Below are 25,189 nucleotides of genomic sequence, written 5' to 3' on the forward strand. Positions count from 1 at the left end.
CTCAGTCGCCTACGACTTGACCTTCACATAGGAACCCGGCGCGTCCTCGATAGGGGCGAGCTTGCCCTTGGCCGGATCGCGCGCGGGAACCAGGCCGCCGGACTTGGCCCGCAGCCACTCCGCCCAATGCGGCCACCAGGAGCCGGGCGTCTCGGCAGCCCCGGCCATCCATTGCTCGACGGACTCGGGCAGGTCGCTGTTGGTCCAGTGCTGGTACTTGTTCGCGACCGGGGCGTTGATCACCCCGGCGATGTGGCCAGATCCGGCCAGGGTGAAGGTGACCGGGCCGCCGAACAGCCGCGCGCCGCGATAGACCGAGCGGGCCGGGGCGATGTGATCCTCCTTGGAGGACTGCACATAGACCGGGGTCTTCACGTTCTTCAGGTCGAGCTTGACGTTGTCGAGCACCAGCTCGCCCTTGGCGAGGGCGTTCTCGCCGTAGAACTTGCGCAGATAGAACAGGTGCAGCGCCTTGGGCATGCGGGTCTGGTCGGAGTTCCAGAACAGCAGGTCGAAGGGCTTGGGCTCCTTGCCCATCAGGTAGTTGTTCACGAAGAACGACCAGATCAGGTCGTTGGCGCGCAGCGAGTTGAAGGTCTCGGCCATGGCCTGGCCCGAGAGCACCCCGCCGGCGGCGTCCATCTGCTTTTCCAGGTCGCCCAGCCAGTCCTCGTTGGTGAACAGCAGCAGGTCGCCGGCTTCGGCGAAGTCCTGCTGGGCCGCGAAGAAGGTCGCCGAGGAGATGCGCTGGTCGTTCTTGGCGGCCATGTGCGCCATGGACGAGGAGAGCAGGGTGCCGCCGATGCAGTAGCCGACGGTGTTGACGCGATCGACGCCGGCCTGGGTCATCGCCGCGTCGGTCGCCGCATAGATGCCCTCGTGCATGTAGTCTTCGAAGGTCTTGCCGGCGAGGGCCGGGTCCGGATTGACCCAGGAGGCCACGAAGACGGTGAAGCCCTGGTCGGTGAGCCAGCGGATCATCGAGTTCTCGGGCCGCAGGTCGAGGATGTAGAACTTGTTGATCCAGGGCGGGAAGATCAGCAGCGGGATCTCGTGCACCTGCTCGGTCGTCGGGTTGAACTGCAGGAGCTGCAGGATCGGGTTCTGGAAGACGACCTTGCCCGGCGCGGTGGCGACGTTCTCGCCGATCTTGAACATCTCGTAGTCGGTCTGGCTGATCGCCAGTTGGCCGCCGCCGCGGGTCAGGTCGACGGCGAAGTTCTCCATGCCCTTGACCAGCGACTCGCCGCGGCTGGCCATCGCCTCGCGCAGGGCGGCGGGGTTCGAGGCCAGGAAGTTCGAGGGCGAGAAGGCGTCGGTGAGCATCTTCATGAAGAACTCGACGCGGCGCTTGGTCATCGGATCGGCGCCCTCGACCTCGGAGACCAGCCCGTTCAGCCAGTTGGAGGTCAGCAGGTACGATTGCTTGATGACGTCGAAGACGGGGTTCTCGATCCAGTCGGGATCGTTGAAGCGCTTGTCGCCCTTCTCGGGCTTCACGACCGGCTCGACGCTTTCGCCGCCGGCGCGGCGCGCGGCCGACTGCCAGAGCTCGAGATAGCGCTGGAACAGGTCGGCCTGGGCGCGGACCAGGCGGTCGGGTTGCGCCACGAGGCGGCCCATGACGTCGGTCAGGGCGGGGGCCACATGGAAGGGATCGGGCTGCAGGCCGGCCGGGCGTTCGGCCTGACGCAGCGCCGCCTCGGCGATTGCGCCCTGGGCGGTGAGGGCGGCGCGGGCGAGGTTGGCCGAGAGCTTCTCGACCATCTCGCGCTGGTCGGCGCTCAGGAGGTCGAGGCCCGGGCGAGCGAGGTTGGGGGCGGCCTGCGGCTCGGGGGCCTTCGCATCCTGCCCGGGCGCGGCGGCTTCCTGCCTGGCCTCGGGCTTGGGCTTGGCCGACGCCTTGTCAGCCGCCTTGGCCTTCTTCTTCCCCTTGGATTTCGTCGGCGCAGCGGCTTGATCAGTCATCGCACAGGTTCCTCCCACATGCGTATTCCTTTGGGGCGAAGCCGTTCACGCTCTTCCGCCCGACGCGATAGTGGCATAAGACCGGGACGGAAATGAACGCGCCGCTACGACTTTTTGCATGTTCTTCGCTCGGAGCCTCCGCTCGGGGGGTTTTGGGCTGCGCGGCGAGCGCCGTCCTGCTGGCCGGATGCATCAGCAACCCGTTCGCGCAGGCGAAGGTGGACCCCAATTCCGCGGTGGCCGAGGACGTCGCGCGGATGGCGCGCGAGTCGCGGTCCTATCCCAGCTTCGCCGACATTCCGCCGCCGCCCGCGCGGCAGCGGCCCGTGGGATCGTGGGGCAAGGCCGCCGACCAGCTCGAAGTCGCCGGCGCGCAACTGGACCGCGACACCGCCCCTAATACCTGGACGTTGAGCGGCACCGATCGCTTCGTGGCGCGCGCCCGCGCCCAGGCCGGGCCCGACATCGGGACCGACGCGTCGACCACGCCGTCCAGCGAAGCTTTCGCCAAGGAGCTGCGGGAGCGAGCTACCCCGCCTCCGTCGCCGAGATAGATGCGGCTGGCGGGGGCATAAAAGACCTTGAACCTGCTTGGCGGACCCCTTCGCGGGGGCTATCCATGCGCGACTTCAGCTCCCCATCGCCGCGGCATGCGCGGCCAGAGCTCAAAATGACTCCCGATTTCCATCGTATCCGCCGTCTCCCGCCCTACGTCCTCGAGGAAGTGAACCGCATCAAGGCGCGGCTTCGCAGCGAGGGCGTCGACATCATCGACTTCGGCATGGGCAATCCCGACATGCCGACCCCCAAACACATCGTCGAGAAGATGATCGAGACGGCCCGCGACCCCAAGGCGGGCCGCTACTCCGCCTCCAAGGGCATCTCGGGCCTGCGCAAGGCCATGGCGGGCTATTACCAGCGCCGCTTCGGGGTGACGCTGAACCCCGACAGGGAAGTGATCGCCACCCTGGGTTCGAAGGAGGGCTTCGCCAACCTGGCCCAGGCGCTGACCGCGCCCGGCGACGTCATCGTCTGCCCCAACCCGGCCTATCCGATCCACGCTTACGGCTTCATCATGGCCGGCGGGGTGATCCGCCACGTCCCGGCCCATTCGCCGGAGGAATACTTGGCGGGCGTCAGCCGCGCGGTGAAGCACTCGGCCCCGCCGCCCAGCGTGCTGATCCTGTCCTATCCGTCGAACCCGACCGCGCAGTGCGTGGACCTCGACTTCTACCGGGACGCCATCGCCCTGGCCAAGAAGCACGAGATGCTGGTGATCTCCGACATCGCCTATTCGGAGATCTATTTCGACGACAACCCGCCGCCCTCGGTGCTGCAGGTCGACGGGGCCAAGGACATCGCGGTCGAGGTCAATTCGCTGTCCAAGACCTATGCGATGGCCGGCTGGCGCGTGGGCATGGTGGTCGGCAACGAGCGGATCTGCTCGGCCCTGGCGCGGGTGAAATCTTATCTGGACTACGGCGCCTATACCCCGATCCAGGTGGCCGCGGCCACGGCGCTGAACGGTCCGCAGGACTGCGTCGACGAGATCCGCGCGATCTACAAGGCGCGCCGCGACACCCTGGTTTCGTCGATGAAGCGCGCCGGCTGGGAGATTCCCTCGCCGCCGGCCTCGATGTTCGCCTGGGCGCCGGTGCCCGAGAAGTTCAAGGAGGCCGGCTCGCTGCTGTTCTCCAAGCTGCTGATCGAAGAGGCGGGCGTGGCGGTGGCGCCGGGCGTGGGCTTCGGCGAGTACGGCGAGGGTTATGTCCGCGTCGGCCTGGTCGAGAACGAGCAGCGCATCCGCCAGGCGGCGCGCAACGTGAAGAAGTTCCTGGCCAACGCCGACGAGATCCTCGGCAGGGCCCACAACACCATGGCGGCGCAATGAGTAAGTCTGAGTGGCGGGTCGGGGTCGCGGGCCTGGGTACGGTCGGCGGCGGCCTGCTGAACTTCCTGGCCGATGTTCCCGGCTTCGCGCCGGCCGGCGGCCAGGCCGTGGTGACCGGGGTCTCGGCGCGTTCGCGCTCGCGGCCGCGGCCGTTCGACATCTCCAACCTGCCCTGGTTCGACGATCCGGTCGAACTGGCGAAGTCGCCGGACATCGACATCTTCGTCGAGCTGATCGGCGGCTCCGACGGGCCGGCCAAGGCCGCGGTCGAGGCGGCGCTGAACGCCGGCAAGCCGGTCGTGACGGCCAACAAGGCGCTGATCGCCGAGCACGGGGCCGAGCTGGCGGCCCTGGCCGAGTCCAAGGGCGTGCCGCTGCTGTTCGAGGCCGCGGTGATGGGCGGCACCCCGGCGGTGAAGATGCTGCGCGAGGCGATGGTCGGCGACGACGTCAAGTCGGTGGCCGGTATCCTCAACGGCACCTGCAACTACATCCTCTCGGAAATGGACACCGGCGGGCGCTCGTTCGCCGAGGTCCTGGCCGAGGCCCAGCGCCTGGGCTACGCCGAGGCCGACCCGACCATGGACGTCGGCGGCTTCGACGCGGCGCACAAGATCTCGATCCTGGCCGCCCTGGCCTTCGGCTGCGCGCCGAACTACGCCGCGGCCGAGATCGAGGGCATCGACCAGGTGGCGCTGCTGGACATCCAGCTCGCCAAGGACCTGGGCTACAAGATCAAGCTGATCGCCTCGGCCGACAGCTCGGCCGACGGGGTGCTGGTGCGGGTGCACCCGACCCTGGTGGCGCAGAACCATCCGCTGGCCCAGGCGGGCGGCGCGCTCAACGCGCTGTTCATCGAAGGCACGCGGATCGGCCGCATCTTCATCCAGGGGCCGGGCGCCGGCTCGGGCCCGACCGCCGCCGCCGTGGCCGCCGACATCGCCGACGTGATGACGGGCGCCCAGCGTCCGGTGTTCCAGGCGCCGGCGGGGTCGCTGAAGCCCTTCACTCCGGTCGATCCGGCCAGGAGCATGAGCCGGGCCTATCTGCGCTTCCTGGTGAAGGACGAGCCGGGCGTGATCGCCGCGGTGTCCGAGACCTTGGCCGAGGCGGGCGTCTCGATCGAGAGCTTCCTGCAAAAGCCGGTGGAGAACGCCGAAGGCGTGCCGATCGTGCTGACCACCCATGCGGTGGCGGAGTCGGTGCTGACGGCGGCGATCGACCGCATCGCCAATCTGCCGGCCGTGCTGGAAAGACCGCGCCTCTTGCGGATCGCCCGCATATAAGAATCCAACGACAATCTGCGCCCGATAAGGCGCTGGGAGAGACAGATGAGTTCGCAAGATCTGGATCGCGGCCTGGTTCTGGACGCGGTCCGGGTGACAGAGATCGCCGCGATCGCCGCCTGGAAGCTGGTGGGCCGTGGTGACGAGAAGGCCGCCGACCAGGCCGCCGTCGACGCCATGCGCACGGCGCTGAACGACCTCGACATCGACGGCGAGATCGTCATCGGCGAGGGCGAGCGCGACGAGGCGCCGATGCTCTACATCGGTGAGAAGGTCGGCCGCGGGACCGGCCCGGCCATCGACATCGCGCTCGATCCGCTGGAGGGCACGACCCTGACCGCCAAGGCCATGGCCAACGCGCTGGCGGTGATGGCCTGGGCGCCGAAGGGCACCTTGCTGAACGCGCCCGACACCTACATGGACAAGATCGCCTGCGGCCCCGGCTATCCGGCCGGGATCATCGATCTCGACAAGACGCCGGCGCAGAACGTCCAGGCGCTGGCCGAGGCCAAGGGCGTCGAGCCGTCCGAGATCACCGTCTGCGTGCTGGACCGTCCGCGCCACGCCGAGATCATCGCCTCGGTCCGCTCGGTGGGCGCGCGCGTCTACCTGATCACCGACGGCGACGTGGCCGGCGTGATCAACACCTCCGACCCGACCACGGGCGTCGACCTCTATGTCGGCCAGGGCGGCGCGCCGGAGGGCGTGCTGGCCTGCGCGGCGCTGAAGTGCGTCGGGGGCCAGTTCCAGGGCCGGCTGGTGTTCCGCAACGCCGACGAGAAGGCGCGCGCGGCCCGGGTCGGCATCACCGACCTCGACAAGAAGTACGACCTGCACGAGATGGTCCGCGCCGACGCGATCTTCGCGGCGACCGGGGTCACCAACGGCGCCCTGCTGGACGGCGTGGTCTATGAGGACGGCTTCGTCCACACCCATACGCTGGTCATGAACTCGTCCACCCGCACGGTGCGTGAAGTGCGGATGAAGCGTCCGGTCTAGGACCATGCCCGACGGGGGCGAGGCGGCGGGTTATCTCGGCGTAGCGCGGTCGCTCACCGGCCGGATGTGGCGCGAGCGGCCGGCGGACGCCGCCGTCGTTCGCCGCCACCAGCTCGGGCTGGGCCTTTCCGAACCCCTGGCGCGGGCCCTGGCCTCGCGCGGGGTGGGGGGCGACGCCGGCGAGACCTACCTCAATCCCACGCTCAAGGCGCTGTTTCCCGATCCGTCAAGCTTCCTCGACATGGACCGGGCGGCGGCGATCCTGATCGACGCCCTGCTGGCTGACCGGCCGATGACGGTGTTCGCCGACTATGACGTCGACGGCGCCTCGAGCGCGGCCCAGCTCGTCCGCTGGTTCCGCGTTATGGGCAAGGAACTGCCCATCTACGTCCCGGACCGGATGACCGAGGGCTATGGCCCGTCGCCGGCCGCGTTCCGCAAGATCCGCGACTCCGGCGTCGACCTGGTGGTCACCGTCGACTGCGGCGCGGCCGCCTATGAGGCGCTGGCCTGCGCCAAGGAGATCGGGCTGGACGTGGTGGTGATCGACCACCACCTGATGCGCGACCTGATCCCCGACGTCGCGGCCCTGGTGAACCCCAACCGTCCCGGTTGCGAGTCCGGGCAGGGCGTGCTGGCCGCCGCCGGCGTGGCCTTCGTCCTGCTGGCCGCCCTGAACCGCGAGGCGCGGGGCAGGGGGCTGTTCGAAGGCCGGCCCGAGCCGGACCTGCGCCAATGGCTCGACCTGGCCGCCCTGGGCGCGATCTGCGACGTCACCCAGTTGGTCGGCTTCAACCGGGCGCTGACGGCCCAGGGGCTGAAGGTGATGTCCGCCTGGCGCAACCCCGGCCTGAAGGCGCTGCTGGAGGTCGCCAAGGGCTCGGGACCGGCCAGCGTGTTCCATGCCGGCTTCATCCTCGGCCCGCGGATCAATGCGGGCGGGCGGATCGGCCGCTCGGACCTGGGGGCGCGGCTGCTGTCGACCGACGATCCGGAGGAGGCCGCGGCCCTGGCCGCCGAGCTCGACGCCCTCAACGCCTCGCGCAAGGAGGTCGAGAAGGAGATCTTCGAGGAGGCCGTCCGCATCGTCGAGCGCGAGAGCAACCAGGCCGACGCGCCGATGACCCTGGTCGCCGCCGACGGCTGGCACCCCGGCGTGATCGGCATCGTCGCCAGCCGGCTGCGCGAACGCTATCGCAAGCCGACCATGGTCATCGGCGTCGATCGGGCCGCGAACGTCGGCAAGGGCTCGGGACGCTCGCAGCCGGGGGTCAATCTGGGCCGGGCGGTGCAGGCGGCGTTCGACGAGGGGCTGCTGCTGGCGGGGGGCGGTCACGCGATGGCCGCCGGCCTCTCGGTGCGCCCCGAACTGATCCCGGACCTGCGCGCCTTCCTGAACGACAAGATGTCCGCCGAGGCCGAAATCGCCGCCGCCGAAGACGCCCTGGACATCGATGCGCTGGTGACGGCCGGCGGGGCCGACCGGGGGCTGTGGCAGGCCTTCCAGGCCATGGCCCCGTTCGGCCCCGGAAACCCCGAGCCGATGTTCGCGGCGGCCAATGTCCGCGTGGAGCGCCCCATGGCCCTGCGCGGGGGACATGTGCGGGTCACCCTGACCGACGGCTCGGGGGGGGGGCTGAAGGCCGTCGCCTGGCGCGCCGAGGAGACGGAACTCGGCCGCCGGCTGCTGAACGAAGCCGGCGCGATCCATGTCGCAGGTCGTCTGAAGCCGGACGATTGGCAGGGACGCGAGAGCGTCGAACTGGAAATCGAGGACGTCGCCGACCCGCGCCGCGTCGGCTGAGCCTTGAGCCGAAGGCGCTCGGATAACGGCGTACTGAAAAAGGTTGAGCAAGGCGCTTGCGCCCCCGCGGAATCGACAATATAGACACCGCTCTCGCGGACGCGGTCCCTTCGTCTATCGGTTAGGACGCCAGGTTTTCAACCTGGAGAGAGGGGTTCGACTCCCCTAGGGACTGCCACCGCGAGGCTCCCAAAAACACCAAGAATGCGACGCAGGCGTGAGAAACACGACCGATGCGTGTGGGGCCTGTAAAATGCCCCATTGACGGCATTAGCCCACAAGAACACTGTTATGGTTGGCCATATCCGAAAGGATCGGGGGGAGACCGGGGCCAGAGGGGCAGATGTCTGGTTACGAATTCGAGGGAGTAGGTCCACACGAAGAAGCCGTGCGGATCAGCGGGCGTGTGAAGTGGTTCGACGCCGGCAAGGGCTATGGTTTTGTCGTTCCTGACGACCCCAATCAAACGGGGTTGAAGGACGTTTTGCTTCACGTGACAAGTCTTCGCAATTCCGGACGCGAAAGCGCTCTGGAGGGTGCGGTGATCGTGTGCGACGTGATCAGGCGTCCCAAGGGCTGGCAGGTCGCCGAGGTGCTGGAGGTGGACGAGAGTTCGGCTCCGCCTGCGTCGGACCGCCGCCGTCACGACGACGGGCAACATGGGCGACGCGACGCCTTCGACCGTGGCGGGTTCAACGCCCGTCCGCAACGGCGGCCGCTGGCGCCGCGCGGTCCGCTGGAGCGGGCCAAGGTGAAGTGGTTCAACCGCGCGAAGGGCTACGGCTTCGTGGTCCGCGACGGTGAGACCGGCGACATCTTCGTGCACATCGAAACCCTGCGCAGGTCCGGTATCGAGGACCTGCAGCCGGGGGACGACGTCATGGTGCGCTTCGCGGAAGGTCCGAAAGGGCTTGTCGTCGCAGAGATCGAGTCTGTAGGTCTGGCCTAGGGTCCCCTGGGGACTCTCGATCCGGTGGGGCGCGGCGGTCGTCGCGCTCCGAAACCTGCAGCCTCGGAGGTCTCCGGTGCCCAGTCTGATGAGGCCGCCTCGCGGCCTGACCGCGCTCGTCGGCGCGTTGGCCCTGCTGGCGGCCTGCGCGCAGGAGCCGGCCGCTCAAACCGCATCCAGTTCGGAACTCCCGACGGTCGCCAAGCCCGTATCGGCGCCGGCCGCGGTGGGCGGGGCGGCGGGCGAAGCGCCGGCCGGGCTCGAGGTCCTGGAGACGGTGACGCCCAGCGGGCGCACGCGCTTCTTCGTCGAGATCGCCGACAACGACGCCGAGCGCGAAAGGGGGCTGATGTTCCGCAAGGAAGTGCCCTCCGATCGCGGCATGCTGTTCGACTTCCAGACCCCGCGCGAGGTGGCGTTCTGGATGAAGAACACCCTGATCCCGCTCGACATCATCTACATCCGGCGCGACGGGACGGTGCTGTCGATCGCCCGCAACACGACGCCGTTGTCGGAGACCCCGATCCCGTCCGGCGGACCCGTGGTCGGGGTGCTGGAGCTTGCCGGCGGGCGCGCCGAGCAGATCGGCCTGATGCCGGGCGACCGGATCGAACATCGGATCTTCAAGCGTGACTGACCCCGACGTCGTTCCCGAGCCGCCGACCGGCTTCGTGCCGTCCGGCAGCCGCGGACCCTTTTCGAGCCACAACGGGCCGTATTTCCACCGGGCCGAGATGGGCGAGACGACCGAGCAGGCGTTCTATGCCCTGCCGCGGCACGCCAACGGCCTGGGCCTGGTCCACGGCGGGATGCTGACGGCGTTCCTGGACGGCCTGATGGGCGCGGCGGTCTATCGCTCGGTGCGCCAGACGGCGGTCACGATCCATCTCTCGGTGGACTTCCTGCACATGGCGCGGGTCGGCGAATGGGTGATGGGCGAGGCGAGGGTCACCCGCGCCACCCGCGACGTCGCCTTCGTGGAGGCCCGGGCGCACGTGGCCGGAACCGACGTCGTCCGGGGCTCTGGCGTGTTCAAGCTGATGCGACGGCACGGCTAGAGGCTCGCGGCGACTTTGTTCAATTGCGGGAAAGGCCAAAGCCTTATATCCCGCCCACGCCGGCGCTCTTCGGGGTGTAGCGCAGCCTGGTAGCGCATCTGCTTTGGGAGCAGAGGGTCGCAGGTTCGAATCCTGCCGCCCCGACCACGCCGGTCAGAATTTTATGAGGCTTCGCATGCTCGCGCGCATCTATCGTCCCGCCAAGAACGCCATGCAGTCCGGCAAGGCCAAGACCAAGGACTGGGTGCTGGAGTTCGAGCCGGCGTCGGCCAGGCGCTCGGACCCGCTGATGGGCTGGACCCTGACCAGCGACATGAACGGCCAGATCCGCCTGTCCTTCGAGACCCGCGACGAGGCGGTGGCCTACGCCCAGGCGCACGGCATTCCGTTCCAGATCACCGAACCGAAGACGCCCAAGCGCATCCTGAAGGCCTACGCCGACAACTTCGCCTACACTCGCAAGCAGTCCTGGACGCACTAGCGGCCTGACAGGCGCCCATAGCTCAACCGGATAGAGCATCCGCCTTCTAAGCGGACGGTTGCAGGTTCGAGTCCTGCTGGGCGCGCCACACCGCCCGTTGCGGTTCCCGCCTGTCCCGCAGCATCATGACGCCCAGAACCAGCGCCCATAACGTCCAAAGCGTATAGGCGGCGGCGTTGACGGCGCCGGCCAGGGGCGCGCCATAAGGCTCGGCCATGCCGAAGACCACGCCGGCCGCAAGGACTGCGCCGGCCAGGGCGAAAACCCGGCTTTTCCTGAACAGCAGCGCTGAGACGAAGATGGTCCAGGCCCCGGTGAAGAGGTAGCCGAGGTGCTCGCCCACGCCCATGCCGAGATAGCGGTTGGCGGCGTCGAACAGGGCGACGGCCATGGCCTTGTCGAGTTGCGTCGCTTCCGGCGCCGTATAGGCCGTAGCGAGGGCCGGAACCAGCATCACCCAGCGGAGCAGGCCGAGCGCCTGGACCAGCCCGGCGAGGACGCCGGCGCCGACCGACAGCGCTGCGAGCAGGAGGCCATGCCTGCGCAGGACCAGGCCCGTCGCGATCGCTGCGCCGATCATCAGGACCGCTGCCGCGGTCATCGCATACCAGTACGCCTGCAGTTCCGCCCCGCCCGCGGCGAAGCGAACCAGCACCTCGCCCGGCGGGCGGCGAAGAATGTCGGGATAGTCGAAGCGCAACTGCAGGCCGGCGAAACCGGCGGCGAAGACGAGCGGGGCGACGATCCAGAGGACGCCGGCGGTGCGGCGGGCGGCGTTCATCGGTGCGCCTCGAGATGCGGGACGAGGAGGCGGCGGAACAGGCGCACGCCCTGATCCATAGCGGCGCTGCTGAAGGCGGCGCCGCCGGCATGGTTGAAGACGAGCCAGAAATCGCCGACCAGCCACAGCAACTGAACGAGATCGTCGAGCTCTTCCTCGTCGCGGAAGGGCCTGAGCACGCCCGCCTCGACGAACCGTCCGAGTAGCGAGCGGGTGTTGGCCACGCCGGCGGCGCGGTTGGTCCGATAGGCCTCGGCAAGCTCCGGGTCGGCGTCGAGCAAAAGCGCCAGGTCGCGGAAGAAGAAGCGGTAGCGCGCCTGGATCGCGAAATTGCCCGCGGCCATCGCCTCCATCGTCGCAACGTCCGGCTCCGCGCCCGGCGGGATGGCGTAGTTGTCGGCCCACTCGTCCGAGATGCGCGCGAACAGCGCGCGCACGATCTCGGCCTTGTTGCGGAAATGATAGTAGAGGTTGCCGGGGCTCATCGAGAGCGCCTCGGCGATGTGGTTGGTCGTCACCTGCGCTGGGCCGCGCTCGTTGAACAGCGCCAGCGCGGTGTCGAGGATGCGGGTCTTCGTATCGGCCTTCATGGCCGGATCGATTAGAGCATTTACTCTAAAGCGTCAAATCGCCTGCATTTCCCGGCCTGCCGGGCGCTCCGCCGTCAGGCGAGGCGTGCATAGGCGTCGAGGCCACGGCGCAGGTCGGCGATCAGGTCCGCTTCGGCTTCCAGGCCGATGTGCAGGCGCATCAGGGGCCCTTCGTAGGTCGGGGCGTATTTGCGCTTGCCGAGTTGCGGATCGCTGACGATCGCCAGGCTTTCGAAGCCGCCCCAGGAGAAGCCGAGGCCGAACAGTTGCAGGGCGTCTAGGAAGGCGTCGGCGGCGGCGGGCGAGCCGGTCTTCAGCACGAAGCCGAACAGGCCGCAGGCGCCGGTGTAGTCGCGCGCCCACAGTTCGTGGTCCGGCGATCCCGGAAGGGCCGGGTGGATGATCTGGGCGACCTCCGGCTGCTGGGCCAGCCAGGCGGCGATGCGCAGGGCGGCGTCGCCCTGGGCCTTCAGGCGTGCGGGCAGGGTCCGCAGGCCCCGCAGCATCTGGTAGGCGTCCTCGGGCGCGACCGCCCAGCCGAGGTTGTGCACCCCGTCCTGCAGCTTGCGCACCAGGGCCGGGTCGCGCGCGGCGGCCGAGCCCATGAAGACGTCCGAGTGGCCGCCGACATACTTGGTCAGGGCCTGGACGCTGATGTCGACGCCATGCTCCAGCGGCTTGAAGAGGTAGCCGGCGCCCCAGGTGTTGTCGGTGAGGGTGAGGATGCCGCGGGCCTTGGCGAGCTTGGCGACGGCGGCGAGGTCGGTCATCTCGAAGGTCAGGGAGCCGGGCGACTCCAGCATGATCAGGCGGGTCTGGTCGCTGGCCAGGGCGAGCAGGTCTTCGGGCGACAGGCGCGGGTCGAAATAGCGGACGGTGACGCCATAGCGCTTGAGGACGTTGTCGCAGAAGCGCCGGCTGGGCTTGTAGATGTTGTCCGCGGCCAGGACCTCGTCGCCGGCCTGCAGCACGGCCAGGACCGCGCCGGTGACGGCGGCGAGGCCGGAGGGGTAGAGGCAGACGCCCTGGGCGCCCTCCATTTCGCCGAGCGCGCACTTGAGCGCGTCGTGGGCGGCGAGGCCGGCGCGGCCGTAGGTGAGGAAGGCGTCGTCGTCATAGAGCGCGGCGGCGTTCGGCAACAGGACGGTCGAGCCTTTCTGGATCGGCGGTCCGACCGTCTTGACCAGATCATCCGCGCGGACGCCGCCTGCGCGGATGAGGCGTGTTTCTTCGGTGAGGCGGGTTGACGGGGTGGAGCGAACTTGGGCCATGATCGCGTGGCACTTAGAGCCTCCATAGCTTCGCAATCAAGGAGGGCGGCCAATCTCGCGGCTCAGTATTTCTACGAAGACCCTCAGCGGCCTTGCCGCAGTCCTGCTGCTGGCCGCCTGTGGCAAGGAACAAGCCGCTCCGCCGCCGCCGCCCCCGCCGAAGGTCGACGTTCCCGCCGCGGCCGCCGCCTATACGCCCAAGGCCAGTCCGACCCTGGCGGCCGTGAGGGCCAGGGGATGGGTGTCCTGCGGCGTCAATCCGGGCTTGCCGGGCTTCGCCTTCGCCGACGACCGCGGCGCCTGGCGGGGGTTCGACGTGGACATCTGCCGCGCGGTCGCGGCCGCGACGCTGGGGGACGCGAAGGCGGTCCGCTTCACGCCGGTGGACGCCGCCGACCGCTTCGCGGCGCTGCGCGGCGGCAGGATCGACGTCCTGGCGCGCAACACCTCGTGGACGCTGGCGCGAGACACTGGCGAGGGGGTCGACTTCGCGGCCGTCACCTATTTCGACGGCCAGGGCTTCCTGGCGCCCAAGGCGCTGAACCTGACCAGCGCCGACGAGCTGAACGGGGCGCGGATCTGCGTGCAGCACGCCACCGCCAGCGAGGCCAATGTCGAAGACTATTTCCGGACCCGGGGCCTGAAATACACGCCCGTCGTGACCAAGACCGAGGCCGAGGCCCGGGCGGTCTATCAGAGCGAGGGCTGCGACGCCTTCACGGCCGACGTCTCGGCCCTGGCCTCGGCGCGCTCGGTGATGAACAGCCCGAACGCCCATGTGATCCTGCCGACCGTGATCTCCAAGGAGCCGCTGGCCCCGGTCGTGCGCCAGGACGACCCGGTCTGGACCGACATCGTGCGCTGGACCGTCTATTCGCTGATCCTGGCCGAGGAGGTCGGGGTCAGTTCGAAGACGGCGGACGAACTGGCCAAGAGCTCGTCCGATCCGCGGGTGCGGCGGCTGCTGGGCGCCGAGGGCGACTTCGGGGCGCCGATGGGGCTGAAGCCCGACTTCGCCTACCAGGCCATCCTGCAGGTCGGCGCCTATGACGAGATCTTCGCGCGCAACGTCGGGGCCCAGTCGGCCCTGAAGCTGGAGCGGGGGCACAACGCCCTCTGGAACGCGGCCCAGCCCGGGCTGCTCTATGCGCCGCCGGCCCGCTAGGGGCCGGTGACGACCGGCGCGTCCGGCAGGCCGCCCCACTCGGTCCAGGAGCCGTCGTAGACGGCGGTGCGATCGAGGCCCAGCCTGGCCAGGGCGAGGGCCAGCACGGACGCGGTCACGCCCGAGCCGCAGGTGGTGACGATCGGCCTGGCCAGATCGACGCCGGCCGCCTCGAAGGTCGCCTTCAATTCGTCGGCCGGCCGCAGGGTTCCGTCGGCGGCGATCACCTGCTCCCAGGGCAGGTTGGCGGCGCCGGGCATGTGGCCCGAACGCAGACCGGCGCGCGGTTCGGGGGCCTCGCCGGTGAAGCGCGCCGCGGCGCGGGCGTCCAGCATGCGCGCCGCGCCCGAGGCGAGGATCTCGCGGACATCGGCGGCGCTGCGCACGAGGCCGGGGTCGAAGCGCGGCTCGACCGCGACGGGCTGGGGGCGAACCTCGCCGGCCTCGACCGGGCGCCCCTCGGCCAGCCACTTGCGCAGCCCGCCGTCCAGCACGTGGACCTTGTCGTAACCCATCGCCCGGAGCGTCCACCAGACGCGGGCGGCCGAGCGGATGCCGTGGACGTCGTAGACGACGATCTGGGCGTCGCGGGCCAGGCCGAGCGCGCCGGCCGCTTCGGCGAAGGCTTGCGGCGTCGGCAGCATGTGCGGCAGGTCGGTGTCGTGATCGGCGACATGATCAATGTCGAAGAACACGGCTCCAGAAACATGCCGTTGGAGGTGCTCCTCGCGGCCGTTCCGGGCCTCGGCCGGCATGTGCCAACTGCCGTCGACGACGCGGACGTCGGGAGAGCCGAGGCGCTCGGCCAGCCAGGCGGTGGAGACGACCGGGGCCATGGCTACAGCCAGCGCGGGACGGGGAAGCCGCGCTCCTTGAGGAACGCCGGGTTGAAGATCTTGCTCTGGTAGCGCGAGCCCTGGTCGCAGAGGATGGTCACGATGGTGTGGCCTGGGCCGAGGTCCTTGGCCATGCGGATGGCGCCGGCGACGTTGATGCCGGTCGAGCCGCCCATGACCAGGCCCTCGTGCTCGACCATGTCGAAGATCACGTTCAGCATCTCGACGTCGTCGATGCGATAGGGGTGGTCGACGCTCAGGCCTTCGAGATTGGCGGTGATCCGGCCCTGGCCGATGCCCTCGCTGATCGAGGTCCCTTCCGACTTCAGCTCGCCGTCGGCGTACCACGAATAGAGCGCCGCGCCGTGCGGGTCGGCCAGGCCGATCCTGATGTCCGGGTTGCGGGCGCGCAGGCCCTCGGCGACCCCGGCCAGGGTGCCGCCCGATCCGACCGCGCAGATGAAGCCGTCGACCTTGCCGTCGGTCTGGGCCCAGATCTCGGGGGCGGTCGTTTCGACGTGGGCCTGGCGGTTGGCGACGTTGTCGAACTGGTTGGCCCAGATCGCGCCGGCCGGCTCCTTGGCGTTCAGCTCCTCGGCCAGGCGGCCGGAATAGCGCACATAGTTGTCGGGATTGGAGTAGGGGACCGCGTCGACCTCGACCAGCTCGGCGCCGAGCAGGCGGATGGCGTCCTTCTTCTCCTGGCTCTGGGTGCGCGGGATGACGATGGTGGTGCGATAGCCGCTGGCGGCGCCGACCATGGCCAGGCCGATGCCGGTGTTGCCGGCGGTGCCCTCGACGATCCGCCCGCCGGGCCGCAGCAGGCCGCGGCGTTCGGCGTCGCGCACGATGTAGAGGGCGGCCCGGTCCTTCACCGAGGCGCCGGGATTCATGAACTCGGCCTTGCCGAGGATTTCACACCCGGTGGCCTCGCTCGCACGGCGAAGGCGGATCAGCGGGGTGTTTCCGATGGCGTCGAGGACGCTGGGAGCGACGGTCATGGCCGTCTACTTAAGGCTCGAATCCAGGAAGGAACAGGGGGATCAGGCCTTGGCGAGGCTGAGCTGCACCACATTGGTCCGCTCGGTGCGGAAACCGGCCTCGCAGTAGCTGAGGTAAAACCGCCAGAGCTTGCGGAACCGCGCGTCGAACCCCAGGGTCGCGATCTCGTCCCAGGCGCTTTCGAAGCGCTTGCCCCATTCGGCCAGGGTGTCGGCGTAGTCCTGGCCAAAGCGCGTGATGCCGGTCCAGGCCAGACCCGCGCGCGTGGTCTCGCTCTTCAGCCGGGCCTCGGAGGGCAGCATGCCGCCGGGGAAGATGTACTTCTGGATGAAGTCGGCCCGCCGGCGATAGGCGTCGAAGATCTCGTCGCGAATGGTGATGATCTGCAGGCCGGCCCGGCCGCCGGGATTGAGCACCTGCTGGATCTTGCCGAAATAGGTCGGCCAGTAGCGCTCGCCCACCGCCTCGAACATCTCGATGGAGGCGACGCGGTCGAAGCGGCCCTCGACGTCGCGATAGTCGATCATGCGGATCTCGGCCCGCTCGTTCAGGCCCTGGTCGAAGATCCGTTTCCTGGCGAAGTCGAACTGTTCCTGCGAGATGGTGATGCCGGTGACCTTGGCGCCCACCTCCTTGGCGGCGAATTCCGCGAACCCGCCCCAGCCGCAGCCGATCTCCAGGACCGATTGATCGGTCTCCAGGCCCATGCCGTGGGCCAGGCTGCGGTACTTGTTGGTCTGCGCCTGGTCGAGGGGCTGTCCGCGCCGTTCGTAGCGGGCCGACGAATAGGTCATCGTCCGGTCCAGCCACTGGGAATAGAAGGCGTTGCCGAGGTCGTAGTGGGCGTGGATGTTCTTGCGCGAGCCCTTGCGGGTGTTGGCGTGCAGCCTGTGGCCGACGAAGTTGACCGCCCGCATCAGCGGGTTGCCGAGGAAGAAGCGGGCCAGGCGGTCGAAGTTCAGGCTCATGGCGCATAGCACCGCCGACAGGTCGGGCGTGTCCCACTCGCCGGCCATGTAGCCTTCCGCAAAGCCGATATCGCCGGCGGCGAGCACGCGGCGCATGAAGGCGAAGTCGTGAACGATGATCCGGGCCTCGGCGCCCGGCTCGCTTCCCTTGATGCGCAGCTCGCGGCCGGACGGGGTGGTGAAGGTCAGCGTGCCGGCCCGCCAGTTCAGCGCGAGCAACCGGGCCGCGAAGCGGAACGCGGCAGGCGCGCCGGCCAATGCCGGCAGCTTGCCGAAGGCCCGTGGTGAAGCGGCCAGTGCCGCCAGCGATGGTTCATGCGCCAAGCTCATGGTCGCAGCCCTCGTTTTTCACACGCTCACAGTGCATTTGGGATCGAAATGAATCAACTCCAGTGGCGCTCCGCGATCGGGCAGAACCCTGTGTTCACGTTTTCGCGCTTGTGAACGGACCGGACGCGCGCCACTTAGGCGCCAGCGGCGGGCCTGCCGCGGCATGAGCAAAATACCGGGATTGTCATGACCTCACTGACGCTTGACCGCTGGAATCTCTCGATCGGGGACGACCAGCCCTTGGTCGTGATCGCAGGCCTGAACGTGCTCGAGGACCTCGAGCTGGCGCGCGATGCGGCGCGTCATCTGAAGGAGATCACCGGCGAGCTTGGCCTGCCCTATGTGTTCAAGGCCAGCTTCGACAAAGCCAACCGCTCGTCGATCCGCAGCTATCGCGGCCCCGGGATCGAGAAGGGGCTGGAGATCCTCAAGGCGATCAAGGCCGAGTTCGACGTTCCGATCTGCACCGACCTGCACGAGGTCGAGCAGGCCGAGCCGGTGGCCGAGGTCGCCGACCTGGTGCAGATCCCGGCCTTCCTCTGCCGCCAGACCGACCTGGTGGTGGCCACGGCCCGCGCCACGCAGAAGGCCGGCGGCCTGCTGCACGTCAAGAAGGGCCAGTTCCTGGCCCCCTGGGACTGCCGCAACATCCTCGACAAGATCAACGAGGCGGTCGAGCAGGACATGACCATCCTGTGCGAGCGCGGGGTTTCGTTCGGCTACAACAACCTGATCGTCGACATGCTGGGCATCCAGGAGATGAAGGAGCTGGGCGCGCCGGTGACCATCGACGCCACCCATGCCGTCCAGTTGCCCGGAGCGAACCCGAAGTCGAACGGCGCCTCGACCGGCGGCCGTCGCGCGGGCGTGCCGATCCTGGCCAAGTCGGCGGTCGCGGCCGGCGCCGACGGCGTCTTCCTCGAATTCCACCACGACCCGGACAAGGCGCTCTGCGATGGGCCGAGCTGCCTGCCGCTGAGCGACGCCAAGGGCCTGCTGTCCACGCTGAAAGCGGTTCATGCGGCCGTGCGCCAATAGGTTTAGGCTCTGATCCATGGACCTCGCGGCCCTTCAGAAGATTCTCTCGGCCCTGGCGGGCGCCCGCATCGTCTGCGTCGGCGACCTGATGGTCGACCGGTTCGTCTATGGCGACGTCACCCGCGTCTCGCCCGAGGCGCCGATCCCGGTGCTGGCCCGCAAGCGCGAGCTGGTGATGCTGGGCGCGGCCGGCAACGTGGCGCGCAACGCCGCGGCGCTGGGCGGCGAGGTCTGCCTGGTCGGGATGATCGGCGGCGATCCCGAGGGGCTGGAGGCGCTGCGCCTGATCAAGGCCGAGGAGGGGGTCGAGGGCTTCGTGGTCACCGACGCCGGGCGTCCGACCACCCTGAAGACCCGGTTCGTCTCCGGCGGCCAGCAACTGCTGCGCGTCGACATGGAGACCAGCGGCCCGGCGGCGGGCGATGTCGAACAGCGGCTGGTGCGCACGGTGCGCGACGTGGCCAAGGGCGCGGGCGTCATCCTGCTGTCCGACTACGGCAAGGGCGTCGTGACCCCGGCGGTCATCGAGGCCTGCCGCGCCTCGGGCGCGCTGATGATCGTCGACTCCAAGGCCCGCAGCTTCGCGCGCTATGGCGCGGTGGACATCGTCAAGCCGAACGCGGCCGAACTGGCCCACGCCACCGACATGCCGACCCAGAGCGACGTCGAGGTCGAGGCGGCCCTGGCGCACGCCCTGACCCTGTGCGAGGCCAAGGCGATCCTGGTCACCCGCGCGGCCAAGGGCATTTCGCTGGCCGTTCGCGACGAGCCGGTGCGCCACTTTCCCGGCGTGCCGCGCGAAGTCTTCGACGCCTCAGGCGCGGGCGACACGACCCTGGCGGCGCTCGGCGTCGCGCTGGCCGCCAAGGTCGAGGTGGCCGACGCCATCGAGTTCGCAATGCTGGCGTCCGGGGTCGCGGTCGGCAAGGCCGGCACCGCGGTCGTCACCCCCGAAGAGATGATCGAAGCCTCGATCACCGCCCACATGGCCCCCGCCGAGGCCAAGATCGCCACGCCCCAGCGCATGGCCGACGAGATCGCGCGCTGGCGGGCCAAGGGGCTGAAGGTGGGCTTCACCAACGGCTGTTTCGACATTTTGCATCGTGGCCATGTCGCCTACCTGACACAGGCGCGGGCCTGGTGCGACCGGCTGATCGTCGGGGTCAATTCGGACCGCTCGGTGCGCGAACTGAAGGGCGAGGGGCGTCCGGTGAACGACCTGGAGAGCCGCGCCATGGTGCTGGCGGGCCTGGGCTCGGTCGACCTGGTCGCGCCCTTCGACGAGGATACGCCGATCAAGCTCATCGAGGCCGCGCGGCCCGACGTGCTGATCAAAGGCGCCGACTATGCCGAGAGCGAGGTAGTCGGCGGCGATTTCGTGAAGTCTTATGGGGGCGAGGTCAGGCTGGCCCAGATCGTCGACGGCTATTCGACGACCGCGGCCATCGCCCGGATGCAGGAGAAGGCATGACCCGTCGCATCATCTTCGTCACCGGCGGCGCCGGCTTCATCGGGTCGAACATCGTGGCCAGGCTGGCCGAGGATCCGAACCTCGACGTCGTGGTCTGCGATCGCCTCCGCGAGGCGGAACTGGGCAAGTGGCGCAACATCGCCAAGCATCCGATCGGCGATTTCGTGGCCCCCGAGGCGATGTTCGACTGGCTGGACAAGCGCTGGCGGGACGTCGAACTGGTCGTGCACATGGGCGCGGTCTCCTCGACGACGGAACCCGACGCCGACAAGATCATCCATTCGAACTTCACGCTGTCGCGCGACCTGTTCCGCTGGTGCGCCGATCACCAGCGCCGTTTCGTCTATGCGTCCTCGGCCGCGACCTATGGCGACTCGGTCGATTTCCAGGACAGCGACGACATCGACTCGCTCGCCGCCCTGCGCCCGCTGAACACCTATGGCTGGTCCAAGGCGCTGTTCGACCTGTTCGCGGCCCGGCAGGCCGCGCGCGACTATGCGCCGCCGCAATGGGTGGGGCTGAAGTTCTTCAACGTCTACGGGCCGAACGAGGAGCATAAGCACTCGATGAAGTCCGTCGCCTCGCAGATCTGGCCGAAGATCCGCGACGGCCATTCGGTGCAGCTTTTCAAGTCGTATCGCGAGGGCGTGCCGGACGGCGGCCAGAGCCGCGATTTCGTCTATGTCCGCGACGTGGCCGACGTCGTCGCCTGGCTGGCCAAGAACGAGCAGGTGAACGGGATCTACAATCTCGGCTCGGGCACGGCGCGGACCTTCGAGGATCTGGCGCGCGCGGTGTTCACGGCCGCGGGCCGCGAGCCGGAGATCGAGTACACGCCGATGCCGCCCGCGATCCGCGACAAGTACCAGTACTTCACCCAGGCGCACATGGAGCGGCTGCAGGCCGCCGGCTACAATCAGCCGATGACCAGCCTGGAGGACGGCGTGGCCGACTATGTGACGCGCTATCTCTCCCAGCCCGATCCGTACCGTTAGGCGACGGGGGACCATGGCGGACCGTCCGAGGGGTTTTCGGCGTCTGGTGACCGCCGCGATCGTCCTGGTCGCGCTGGTGCTGTCCGCCGCCGCCTATGTCTGGCGCGACGACATCCTTCGGACCCGGCTCGATCCCAAGGAGCCGTTCCAGATCTACGACCCGCCGCCTGCGCCCGACTATGCGCAGCGCGCCGCCTGGGCGCTGATGCCCAAGGCGCCCGAGACGCCGACGATCGGCGAGCCGGCGGCCGACGTGTTCTTCGTCGGGCCGACCACCTTCGACGGCGGCCGCCACTGGAACGCCCCGATCGACGATCCGAAGGCCGACCGGCTGTTTCGCCAGGTGATGGCGCCCAACTATGCCGGTCCGTTCGTGCGGGTCGGCCGGATCTTCGCACCGCGATACCGCCAGGCCAGCCTCTACACGCTGATGACCCTGCGCGACGACGCCAAGGAGGCGCGCCGGTTCGCCTATGGCGATGTCGCCGCCGCGTTCCGCTATTATCTCAGCCACTACAATCAGGATCGCCCGTTCGTGATCGTGGGCGTGGAGCAGGGCGGCACCCTGGCCAGCCGGCTGATCGCCGAGGAGATCGCGCCCCATCCCGCCCTGCGCTCGCGGATCGCCGCGGCCTATCTGATCCAGACCGTCGTCCCCTCGGACCGTCCGCCGTTGCCGCCGTGCATCGCGCCCCGGCAGACCGGGTGCCTGGCCGCCTGGGCCTCGGTCTATGAGGGCGATCCTGAGCGCGCGCAGGCGCTGATCGACCGCTCGCTGGTCTGGAACGAGACCGGGCAACTGGTCAATCTGGGCGGGCGCACGCCGGTCTGCTTCAATCCGCTGTTCGGGGCCGTGGTGGACGCCGAGGCCCCGGCCCGGCTGAGCCTGGGCGCGACCAACGCCACCGGCCTGGAGTGGGGCGCGCGGCCGGCCTTCCTGACCCGCCAGGTCGGGGCCCGGTGCGAGAAGGGCCTGTTGCGGGTCACCCGGCCAAAGTCGCCCTCGCTGAAGCCGTCGGGCTCCTGGACCGATCGCCGGCGGGTCCCCGGCTACAACCTGTTCTTCGCCGATCTGGAGGCCGACGCGAGCGCGCGTGTGGCGGCCCTGGCTGAGCCGCGGTCGCCGGCCGCCGATTGACCCCCGGACGCCGGAGGGACCATCGTGGGCGAAGGCGCAGCCGGGCGCCGCAGGAGACCGCGCGATGGACAACCGCCAGATCGTTCTCGACCAACTGCCGCAGGGCAAGCTGACGCCTGAGCATTTCCGCATGCAGACCGCGCCCGCGCCGGCGGCCGGGGAGGGCGAGGTGCTGGTCCGCACTCGCTATATCTCGCTCGACGCGGCCAACCGGGCCTGGATGCAGGGCGCGACCTATCGCTCGGCCCTGGCGGCCGGGGACGTCATGGCGGGCGGCGCCGTGGCCGAGGTGATCGAGAGCAAGGCGGCCGGGCTGAAGCCGGGCGACCTGGTCTTCGCCGACACCGGCTGGCAGGACTATGCGGCGCTTCCCGCGAAGGGATTATCGCCGCTGCCCGACCTCCAGCCGGTCACGCACCTGATCAGCGTCTATGGCGTGGCGGGACTGACGGCCTATTTCGGGCTGATGGAGTGCGGCCGCCCGCAGGCCGGAGAGACGGTCGTGGTGTCCGCCGCCGCGGGATCGGTCGGGTCCATCGTCGGGCAACTGGCGAAGATCAAGGGCTGCAAGGTCGTCGGTGTCGCCGGCGGCGCGGAGAAATGCGCCTGGCTCACCGACGAGCTAGGCTTCGACGCGGCGGTCGACTACAAGGCCGGCGACGTGCGCCGGGCCCTGCGGGCGGCCTGTCCCGACGGGATCGACGTCTATTTCGACAATGTCGGCGGCGACATCTTCGAGGCGGCGCTGTTCAACATGAACAACTTCGGCCGCATCGCCTGCTGCGGGGCGGTGTCCCAGTACGACGGCGCCGCGCCGCCGCACGGGCCGCGCGGGGTTCCGGGCCTGATCGTCACCAAGCGCCTGAACGTCCGCGGCTTCATCGTCTCGGACTTCTACGACCGCCGCGACATCGCCCTGGCCGAGCTGCAGGGCTGGGTGGCCAGCGGCGCGCTGAAGGTGCAGGAGGACGTGATCGAGGGGCTGGAGAACACGCCCGCGGCCCTGGTCGGCCTGCTGGCCGGCGAGAACCGCGGCAAGCGAATGATCAAGGTTAGCTAGCCGGCGTCCTTCAGCGGCGAAGCCGGCCGCCAGTCGAAGAGCTCCTGAAGGACCCGCAGCGCCTGTCCGCGCGGCGAGGTCAGATCGGGGTCGCGATCGGTGATCATGCGGGCGTCGTCGCCGGCCGCCGCGATCAGGTCGCGATGGGCGATCGGGTCGGCGAACACGTAGGCGGGGAAGCCCGACTGGCGCAGGCCCAGGGCGTCGCCGCCGCCACGCAGTTCGAGGTCGGTCTCGGCGATCTGGAAGCCGTCGTCGGTGCGGCGCAGGATGTCCAGCCGCTTCTGGGCGGTCTCCGACAGCGGCGGGTCGTAGAGCAGCACGCAGGCGCTCTCGCGCGAGCCGCGCCCGACCCGGCCGCGCAACTGGTGCAACTGGGCCAGGCCGAAGCGCTCGGCCTGCTCGATGACCATGATCGTGGCGTTGGGAACGTTCACCCCGACCTCGACCACCGTGGTGGCGACCAGCAGGCTGATCCTGCCGTCGGCGAAGTCGGCCATGACGGCGTCCTTCTCCGGCCCGGTCATCTTGCCGTGCACCAGGCCCACGCCCGGCCCGATGCGCTGGCGAAGCTCCTCGGCGCGCTTCTCGGCCGCCTTGAGGTCGATCAGTTCGGATTCCGAGACCAGCGGGCAGATCCAGAACGCCTGGGCGCCCTGGGCGATGACGTCGCGCAGGCGGGCCTCGACCTCGGGCAGGCGGTTCATCGGAACCGCGCGGGTGGCGACCGGCGTGCGGCCCGGCGGCTTCTCGTCGATGCGCGAGACGTCGAGGTCGCCGTAGACGGTCAGCTCGAGCGTGCGCGGGATCGGCGTCGCCGACATGGCGATCAGGTGGACCGCCTCGCCCTTGGCCTGCAGCCGCTGGCGCTCGGCGACGCCGAAGCGGTGCTGCTCGTCGACGGCGGCGAGCTGCAGGTTCTGGAAGGCGACGTCGTCCTGGAAGAGGGCGTGGGTTCCGACCGCGACCTGCACCGCGCCCGAGGCCAGGGCCCGCAGCTTCTCGGCGCGCGCCAGGCCCTTGTCGCGCCCGGTCAGGAGGACCGCGGCGATCCCATGATCCGACAGCGGGCCGCAGATCGTCTCGAAATGCTGGCGTGCGAGGATCTCGGTCGGCGCCATCAGGGCGCTCTGGCCGCCCGAGGCGGCGACGTCCGCCATGGCCAGCATCGCCACGACCGTCTTGCCGGAGCCGACGTCGCCCTGGATCAGGCGGCTCATCCGCTCGCCGGCGGCGAGGTCGGCGCGAATGTCGGCCAGCGCGCGTTCCTGGGCGCCGGTCAGGGTGTAGGGCAGGTCGCTCCGGACCTTGGCGGCCAGGTCCGAGGGCGCGATGCTGGCGGCGGGCGCGGCGCGGCGGTCGGCCTTTCGCTGGGCCATGGCCAGTTGGTGGGCCAGGAGTTCGTCATAGGCCAGCCGCCGGGCGTGCGGGGTCTGCGGCGACAGGTCGATCTCGGACTGCGGCGCGTGCATCAGCTCCAGCGCCTGGCGCCAGTTCGGGAAGCGTTCGCGCGCCAGCCATGCCGGGTCCTGCCATTCCGGCAGCTCGGGCGCGCGGCCCAGGGCTTCCAGCGCGAACTTGCGCACGGTGCGGGCGGGCAGGCCGGCCGTGGCGGGATAGACCGCCTCGAACGCCGGGATCTCGTCGGCGCGATCGAGCGGGACGATATAGTCCGGGTGGGCGATCTGCAGGTTCAGGCCGAAGCGCTCGACCTTGCCGCTGACCAGCCGTCTGGCGCCGAGCGGATGCTTGGCCTCGAGCTGGCCGCCGAAACTGCCGAAGAAGACCAGGCTGAGCACGCCCGTGCCGTCATAGGTCTCCACCCGCCAGGGCTGCTGGGGACTGCGCGGGCGCTTGTAGGCGTCGATCTGGACCTCGAAGATCTGCACGGCGCCCTCGATCGCGGTGGCCGCCGTGGCGCGCTCGCGCCGGATCACCGAGTGCGGCCGCAGGAAGGCGACGTCGCGCACGATCGGCCCGGCCAGCTTTTCCAGCAGGGGCGCAACGCGCGCGCCCACGCCCTTCAGCGAGGTGACGGGGGCGTAGAGCGGAAAGAGAATCTCGGGCCGCATGCAAGGAACATAGCGCGACCATGGACAGGGCGCGGC

The 25,189-nt window shown here is 69.4% G+C and carries 23 protein-coding genes and 3 tRNA genes; 18 read left to right on the top strand and 8 right to left on the bottom strand.

What is annotated here, in order from left to right; genetic code table 11:
- Positions 1–9 precede the first annotated feature (9 nt).
- Complete coding sequence (phaC, locus tag RTL41_RS11370; protein ID WP_409418326.1) at positions 10–1,968, bottom strand: class I poly(R)-hydroxyalkanoic acid synthase; 1,959 nt, start codon at positions 1,966–1,968, stop codon at positions 10–12.
- Between the two features lie 152 nt (positions 1,969–2,120).
- Here phaC and RTL41_RS11375 point away from each other — a divergent pair, with 152 nt between their 5' ends.
- The 12 genes from RTL41_RS11375 to RTL41_RS11430 all read left to right on the top strand — a co-directional run bounded on the left by RTL41_RS11375 (position 2,121) and on the right by RTL41_RS11430 (position 10,524).
- Entirely contained in the window at positions 2,121–2,522 is a 402-nt protein-coding gene (locus RTL41_RS11375) for a hypothetical protein (RefSeq protein WP_312164428.1), read from the top strand.
- A 116-nt stretch (positions 2,523–2,638) separates the two neighbouring features.
- Positions 2,639–3,859, top strand: coding sequence for an LL-diaminopimelate aminotransferase (locus RTL41_RS11380; RefSeq protein ID WP_312164429.1), 1,221 nt, complete (start codon positions 2,639–2,641; stop codon positions 3,857–3,859).
- Entirely contained in the window at positions 3,856–5,145 is a 1,290-nt protein-coding gene (locus RTL41_RS11385) for a homoserine dehydrogenase (protein WP_312164432.1), read from the top strand. The genes RTL41_RS11380 and RTL41_RS11385 overlap by 4 nt, the downstream gene beginning before the upstream one ends.
- A gap of 45 nt (positions 5,146–5,190) precedes the next feature.
- Complete coding sequence (glpX, locus tag RTL41_RS11390) at positions 5,191–6,144, top strand: class II fructose-bisphosphatase (RefSeq protein WP_312164434.1); 954 nt, start codon at positions 5,191–5,193, stop codon at positions 6,142–6,144.
- A gap of 4 nt (positions 6,145–6,148) precedes the next feature.
- Positions 6,149–7,948, top strand: a complete 1,800-nt coding sequence (gene recJ, locus RTL41_RS11395) for a single-stranded-DNA-specific exonuclease RecJ (protein ID WP_312164437.1) — start codon at positions 6,149–6,151, stop codon at positions 7,946–7,948.
- A gap of 103 nt (positions 7,949–8,051) precedes the next feature.
- A tRNA-Glu gene (locus RTL41_RS11400) sits at positions 8,052–8,126 on the top strand.
- 165 nt (positions 8,127–8,291) lie between these two features.
- A complete protein-coding gene (locus RTL41_RS11405) occupies positions 8,292–8,897 on the top strand; it encodes a cold-shock protein (RefSeq protein WP_312164440.1) in 606 nt (201 codons plus the stop codon).
- A gap of 76 nt (positions 8,898–8,973) precedes the next feature.
- Complete coding sequence (locus RTL41_RS11410) at positions 8,974–9,534, top strand: DUF192 domain-containing protein (RefSeq protein WP_312164443.1); 561 nt, start codon at positions 8,974–8,976, stop codon at positions 9,532–9,534.
- The gene (locus tag RTL41_RS11415; RefSeq protein WP_312164445.1) at positions 9,527–9,955 is read left to right on the top strand and encodes a PaaI family thioesterase; all 429 of its coding nucleotides are present in this window, start codon (positions 9,527–9,529) and stop codon (positions 9,953–9,955) included. Before RTL41_RS11410 ends, RTL41_RS11415 begins: the two co-directional genes overlap by 8 nt.
- 70 nt (positions 9,956–10,025) lie before the next feature.
- Positions 10,026–10,102, top strand: a tRNA-Pro gene (locus tag RTL41_RS11420).
- A 28-nt stretch (positions 10,103–10,130) separates the two neighbouring features.
- Positions 10,131–10,436, top strand: a complete 306-nt coding sequence (locus RTL41_RS11425) for an ETC complex I subunit (protein ID WP_312164447.1) — start codon at positions 10,131–10,133, stop codon at positions 10,434–10,436.
- 11 nt (positions 10,437–10,447) lie between these two features.
- Positions 10,448–10,524, top strand: a tRNA-Arg gene (locus RTL41_RS11430).
- Here the strand turns inward: RTL41_RS11430 and RTL41_RS20885 are convergent.
- From RTL41_RS20885 to metC, 3 genes are all read right to left on the bottom strand, one after another.
- The gene (locus RTL41_RS20885) at positions 10,483–11,217 is read right to left on the bottom strand and encodes a DUF4386 domain-containing protein (RefSeq protein ID WP_409418330.1); all 735 of its coding nucleotides are present in this window, start codon (positions 11,215–11,217) and stop codon (positions 10,483–10,485) included. The two genes, RTL41_RS11430 and RTL41_RS20885, sit on opposite strands and share 42 nt — an antisense overlap.
- The gene (locus RTL41_RS11435) at positions 11,214–11,807 is read right to left on the bottom strand and encodes a TetR/AcrR family transcriptional regulator (protein WP_312164449.1); all 594 of its coding nucleotides are present in this window, start codon (positions 11,805–11,807) and stop codon (positions 11,214–11,216) included. The genes RTL41_RS20885 and RTL41_RS11435 overlap by 4 nt, the downstream gene beginning before the upstream one ends.
- Positions 11,808–11,881: 74 nt before the next feature.
- The gene (metC, locus tag RTL41_RS11440) at positions 11,882–13,078 is read right to left on the bottom strand and encodes a cystathionine beta-lyase (RefSeq protein WP_312164450.1); all 1,197 of its coding nucleotides are present in this window, start codon (positions 13,076–13,078) and stop codon (positions 11,882–11,884) included.
- A 223-nt stretch (positions 13,079–13,301) separates the two neighbouring features.
- Here metC and RTL41_RS11445 point away from each other — a divergent pair, with 223 nt between their 5' ends.
- Positions 13,302–14,243 carry an amino acid ABC transporter substrate-binding protein gene (locus tag RTL41_RS11445; protein ID WP_312164452.1) on the top strand — a complete coding sequence of 314 codons (942 nt, stop codon included), beginning with the start codon at positions 13,302–13,304 and terminating at the stop codon, positions 14,241–14,243.
- Here RTL41_RS11445 and sseA read toward each other — a convergent pair.
- The 3 genes from sseA to RTL41_RS11460 are packed head-to-tail and all read right to left on the bottom strand — an operon-like array spanning position 14,240 to position 17,379.
- A complete protein-coding gene (gene sseA, locus RTL41_RS11450; RefSeq protein ID WP_312164454.1) occupies positions 14,240–15,079 on the bottom strand; it encodes a 3-mercaptopyruvate sulfurtransferase in 840 nt (279 codons plus the stop codon). The genes RTL41_RS11445 and sseA overlap by 4 nt on opposite strands.
- A gap of 2 nt (positions 15,080–15,081) precedes the next feature.
- Positions 15,082–16,080 carry a cysteine synthase A gene (locus RTL41_RS11455; protein ID WP_312164456.1) on the bottom strand — a complete coding sequence of 333 codons (999 nt, stop codon included), beginning with the start codon at positions 16,078–16,080 and terminating at the stop codon, positions 15,082–15,084.
- Between the two features lie 42 nt (positions 16,081–16,122).
- Positions 16,123–17,379, bottom strand: coding sequence for a cyclopropane-fatty-acyl-phospholipid synthase family protein (locus tag RTL41_RS11460; protein ID WP_312164458.1), 1,257 nt, complete (start codon positions 17,377–17,379; stop codon positions 16,123–16,125).
- A 186-nt stretch (positions 17,380–17,565) separates the two neighbouring features.
- Between RTL41_RS11460 and kdsA the strand changes: the two genes are divergently transcribed.
- The 5 genes from kdsA (at position 17,566) to RTL41_RS11485 (ending at position 23,081) form a co-directional block, all read left to right on the top strand.
- Complete coding sequence (gene kdsA / locus RTL41_RS11465) at positions 17,566–18,417, top strand: 3-deoxy-8-phosphooctulonate synthase (protein WP_312164460.1); 852 nt, start codon at positions 17,566–17,568, stop codon at positions 18,415–18,417.
- A gap of 16 nt (positions 18,418–18,433) precedes the next feature.
- Positions 18,434–19,888 carry a D-glycero-beta-D-manno-heptose 1-phosphate adenylyltransferase gene (gene rfaE2, locus RTL41_RS11470; RefSeq protein ID WP_312164462.1) on the top strand — a complete coding sequence of 485 codons (1,455 nt, stop codon included), beginning with the start codon at positions 18,434–18,436 and terminating at the stop codon, positions 19,886–19,888.
- Positions 19,885–20,883, top strand: coding sequence for an ADP-glyceromanno-heptose 6-epimerase (gene rfaD, locus RTL41_RS11475; RefSeq protein ID WP_312164464.1), 999 nt, complete (start codon positions 19,885–19,887; stop codon positions 20,881–20,883). Before rfaE2 ends, rfaD begins: the two co-directional genes overlap by 4 nt.
- A gap of 13 nt (positions 20,884–20,896) precedes the next feature.
- Entirely contained in the window at positions 20,897–22,021 is a 1,125-nt protein-coding gene (locus RTL41_RS11480) for a DUF3089 domain-containing protein (protein WP_312164466.1), read from the top strand.
- 64 nt (positions 22,022–22,085) lie between these two features.
- Entirely contained in the window at positions 22,086–23,081 is a 996-nt protein-coding gene (locus RTL41_RS11485; RefSeq protein ID WP_312164468.1) for an NADP-dependent oxidoreductase, read from the top strand.
- Here the strand turns inward: RTL41_RS11485 and recG are convergent.
- The gene (gene recG / locus RTL41_RS11490) at positions 23,078–25,153 is read right to left on the bottom strand and encodes an ATP-dependent DNA helicase RecG (protein ID WP_312164470.1); all 2,076 of its coding nucleotides are present in this window, start codon (positions 25,151–25,153) and stop codon (positions 23,078–23,080) included. The genes RTL41_RS11485 and recG overlap by 4 nt on opposite strands.
- Between the last annotated feature and the right edge of the window lie 36 nt (positions 25,154–25,189).

It is taken from the genome of Phenylobacterium sp. (assembly GCF_031984885.1).
Lineage (GTDB): Bacteria > Pseudomonadota > Alphaproteobacteria > Caulobacterales > Caulobacteraceae > Phenylobacterium.